Source organism: Streptococcus parasanguinis, assembly GCF_001578955.1.
GTDB lineage: Bacteria > Bacillota > Bacilli > Lactobacillales > Streptococcaceae > Streptococcus > Streptococcus parasanguinis_U.
The window spans coordinates 100,641-104,683 of sequence record NZ_KQ969689.1; the positions used below are offsets into that span (position 1 = coordinate 100,641).

The window sequence follows — 4,043 nt, forward strand, 5'->3', positions numbered from 1 at the left end:
TAAAAATGACTTTATATATATTAAGAATAACTGTTCTAAAAGTTAGCCTCTTCATTTTAAAACCCAGCGACAAACTCCTTGATGGCTTGCGCGAGTTCATAGGGTTTCTCGGTATTGAGTAGATGGCCTCCGTCTGCGATTTCTTGATAGCGGCCTTTTGGCAGGAGCTTGGCCAATTTTTTAGAAGAAGATTGATTGGCCCAATCTCTGCTACCACAAACAACCAAGCTAGGAAGAGGGCAAGCTTTAACGGTATCGGTTAAATTGAGCCCTTTTAATTCGGTCAAGATTTGAAGCATCTGTTGTTTATTGGCATCTTGTTTTTCAAAGACATGCTTGGGAAGTAGACGAAAGAGAAGGATCTGGAACCGATAGAGGGGATTGGTGTTGAGTTTGTATTTAGTTCCCGCAAGGACCAAGCCCTTGAGTTGCGGGAAGTCTTGTCTGGAGAGATCCAGAGCGAGCACGCCACCTAGTGAGAGTCCTACCAGAATAAAGGGTTCGCTTTCTTGCTGGAGGCGCTCCATCAACCTTTCTTTGACTTCCTGATAGCTTTCTTTTGGATGGGAGAAAATATCAAAAGTTTTGGAGTGCAAGGGTGAAAGTGCAAATTGGACTCCTTGCCAAGAGAGGACATCTTGCCCTAGTCCATGTAAAAAAATTAGTTTCATCAGGAATCCTTTCTTTGAAAATCGAGTTCGTAGAGACCACGAAGAGCATTGCAGGCATAAATACGATCAGCGTCTGTTAAATCGTTCAGAGTTAAGAGTTTTTCTTCAACTTGCTGGGTCTCAAGAAGATGGCGGCGGTAAATCCCGTCGAGGATAGGGAGGTGAGCTGGTGGGGTATAGAGTTGTCCCTCTATCTCCAGCACCAGATTGCCAATCGTCGTCTCTAGCAAGGTTCCGTCTGGCAGATGGAAAATTTGCTCGTGATCTGACTGGTTGAGATGGTCTCTCTGGCTCGTTTTGAAATAAGTAAATGGCGTCGCTAAATCAAGCTTCTGCTCGGTCAGTTGGGCCTGTAGATAGCTAGCTGGCAAGTCTGTCAGCTCCGTGATCAATAGGTGGAAGGTCCCGTTTTTTTGCAAGGCGATCCGACAACGATAGTCAAGATTGAGATCCAAACGAGCAAGCTCTTCTTTAAGTTCTTTCAGGAGCTTTTGCTCATCATAAGGATAGGAAAAGTAGCGACTAGCCTCTCTCAAACGGGTTAGGTGTTGCTCCAGGAAAGTCAACTCTCCTTGGTGGATGCGGCCGGTCGTCAGGAGCTCAAAGCGAGGCTCTTGCCGGTAAAGAACAGCCGATTTTTGCTTGGTTTCCTGGTATTCACTTTCCCACTTACTGTCCCAAGTGATGCCTCCTCCTACGCCATAGATGGCTTGATTTCCTTGCATTTGAAGGGTCCGGATGGCTACATTAAAAATCCGTTTCCCTTTTGGAAGAAGGATGCCGATCGTTCCACAGTAGACACCTCGAGGAGCCTTCTCTGTCTTGTGGATGATTTCCATAGTGGAGATCTTCGGTGCTCCTGTAATCGAGCCACAAGGAAAGAGAGCTCGGAAGGTTTGGACCAGGTCGACTTCGGGAAGTAAGCGGCTTTCAATGGTCGAGGTCATCTGCCAAACGGTGGAGTATTGCTCGACTTGGCAGAGACGGGTTACCTGCTCGCTTCCAATCTCTGAAATCCGGTTCATGTCATTGCGGAGGAGATCCACGATCATCATATTTTCTGCTCGATTTTTCGGATCGGCTTCTAGCCAAGCAGCCTCTTGAAGATCCGTTTGGTTGGTAAGCCCACGGCGTGTCGTTCCCTTCATAGGGCGCGTGGTCAATAGACGATCTTCTTGCTCAAAAAAGAGCTCAGGACTGATGGAGAGAATGGACACATCATCGTGCTGGATGAAGGCATTGTAATGGGCCTTCTGCTCTACCACCAAGCGATTGTAGATGGCCAAAGGATCAGCCTCTAGCTCTTGAGAAAGCTGGACGGTGTAGTTGACCTGATAGGTATCTCCTTGGCGAATATGGTGATGGATAGTCTCGATAGCTTGCTGATAAGCAGGCGCCTCGACCTCTTCCTTCCAATTGGCTGGAAGGTCCATAGCCTCGTAGTCCTCTGGGAAAGGAAGGGTTTCGACCTCTTGGTGGATGGTGAAGTAGAGGAGATACTCTCCCATGAGGGGTGCAGGATGGACAGCAAATTTCTTCTCAAAAGCAGGAGCAGCCTCATAGCTGACATAGCCAACAGCATAAAAACCTTGCTCCTGGTAGGCTTCGACTTCTCTAAGAAGAGCCTCTACCTGGTCGAGGTTTCTAGTTTTTAATTCCTTTATGGGCTTGGTGAAAAGGTGGCGCAATCCAAGCTCTTTAAAATCAATAATGGTTTGTTTATGCATGCTTTGAGTATATCAAAAATAGAGGAAAAAAGGTAGATAAGGATGTAAGATTCCTTGCTTGGCCTTCCCTTTCATGCTAAAATAACCATAGAAACTGCTTTGGGCAAGGAGTAGGACCATGCAAAAGAATCCCCTCTATAACACCTCTAGTATCAGCTTTTTTCAATACCTCTTTGCGATTGCAGTGATTTTGGTGCATAGTGGTCGCTTGACCTCCTATGAGCCAGTACATTTTGGTCTTAAGAGTATGCTCGGCCGGCTAGCGGTTCCATTTTTTATCGTCTGTGCCAGCTTTTTCCTTAAGCAATCACTAGGGAATTCTCAGAAAATGAAGGCCTATCTGGTCAAAATCGTAAAAACCTATTTGTTTTGGAGTTTTGTTTACCTTCCGTATGCCTGGGTCTTTTTTTCTAGTCTTCATCTTCCTGTCTATCTCTTTCCTGCAGGTGTTCTCATCGCACTGATCTATCTGGGCATGTGCTACCAACTCTGGTATATCCCGGCCTTTTTGCTGGGCTTGTTTTTGGTCAATCAATTAGTCAAACGCCTAGGCATGGTTTGGACGGGTTTCCTGGCCTTGCTCCTCTATTGCTGGGGCTTGATCGAGACCTATTCGGCTTATCTGGACACTACAAGTCTTCTTAAAGGCTACCAGCTCTACAGCAATTTATTTTTTACAGCGCGAAATGGTCTCTTTTACACGCCCATTTTTATCTATATGGGTTACTATCTGTATGATCATTTTCATGCACAAGCTTTTAGAATTTACCGTTGGCAAAAGCTAGCTCTTGCCTTTGGTTTGCTCTGTCTAGAAGGAATCATCATTTTTCAACACGAAGGAATTGATAAGAACTTTTTCTTTCTACTTCCCTTTGTGACCGTTTATTTGGTCAATGCCTGCCTGCGATCGTCCTTTTTGAAAAGCTATGATTTGCAGTATTTAAAGCAAATGAGTATAGCCCTTTACTTTTCGCATCCGATCTTTATCGAGTGGGCTCGCTATGGCTTTAGCAGCCTCCCCCTCACTTATCCAGATAGGGGCAAGCTGATTTTTGTGACCGGCCTGTTTGGTAGTCACCTCTTTGGGCTAGCTATGCTGTGGGTACGAGATAAGAAGAAAAATCAAAAAACTTCACCAATCTAGGCTAAGGTGAAGTCTTTTTTATGACTTAGTAAGGACAATTTCCTCTAGCTTTGTGTAGCTTTTTTCAATTCCCGAACGTTTTCAAGAAAACTTCAGAAAATTCTTGACTTCTGATGAAATCGGCGTATGATTAGTTGTGAACTGTTGAACAATCATTTTCAAGAGAGTCCCTGATGTCGACTAAGGGATCTGTGAAAGGAAAGACAGTTCAAATCAAAAATCTATAGAGCGTTGCGTCCGAAAGTCTAAACAGACACGGCTCTTTAAAAACAAAAGGAGAAGATTATGAAAACAGAACCGATTCATCGTACCAGTATGTGGAAATTTAAGTTAAGTGCTGCCACCATGACTTTGATTCCCGCTGCCGTGGGGATTAACTATGTTGCCAAAGCCTTGGCGGAGGGGTTAAAGTTGCCCGTTTGGCTGGGGTCTTTGGGAACCTTTCTTGCCAGCATGTTGGCTGGGCCGGTTGCCGGTGCCATCAGTGGTTTCATCAACAAC

General features: G+C 45.1%; 3 protein-coding genes and 1 pseudogene. 2 read left to right on the forward strand and 2 right to left on the reverse strand.

What is annotated here, in order from left to right:
- Positions 1 to 56 precede the first annotated feature (56 nt).
- Positions 57 to 671, reverse strand: a complete 615-nt coding sequence (locus tag SPADD19_RS00475; protein ID WP_061454914.1) for an alpha/beta fold hydrolase — start codon at positions 669 to 671, stop codon at positions 57 to 59.
- Entirely contained in the window at positions 671 to 2,398 is a 1,728-nt protein-coding gene (pabB, locus tag SPADD19_RS00480) for an aminodeoxychorismate synthase component I (RefSeq protein WP_061454915.1), read from the reverse strand. Before pabB ends, SPADD19_RS00475 begins: the two co-directional genes overlap by 1 nt.
- Before the next feature lie 118 nt (positions 2,399 to 2,516).
- Here pabB and SPADD19_RS00485 point away from each other — a divergent pair, with 118 nt between their 5' ends.
- Positions 2,517 to 3,542: an acyltransferase family protein gene (locus tag SPADD19_RS00485; RefSeq protein ID WP_061454916.1), complete on the forward strand. Its 1,026-nt coding sequence runs from the start codon at positions 2,517 to 2,519 to the stop codon at positions 3,540 to 3,542.
- Positions 3,543 to 3,827: 285 nt separating this feature from the next.
- Positions 3,828 to 4,043 (forward strand): annotated as a pseudogene (locus SPADD19_RS00490) (ECF transporter S component); the annotation flags it as partial.

Excerpts from the sequence above, each read along its gene's own strand:
- SPADD19_RS00475 (WP_061454914.1), bottom strand. The coding sequence starts at position 671 with ATGAAACTAATTTTTTTACATGGACTAGGGCAAGATGTCCTCTCTTGG.
- pabB (WP_061454915.1), bottom strand. The coding sequence starts at position 2,398 with ATGCATAAACAAACCATTATTGATTTTAAAGAGCTTGGATTGCGCCAC.
- SPADD19_RS00485 (WP_061454916.1), top strand. The coding sequence starts at position 2,517 with ATGCAAAAGAATCCCCTCTATAACACCTCTAGTATCAGCTTTTTTCAA.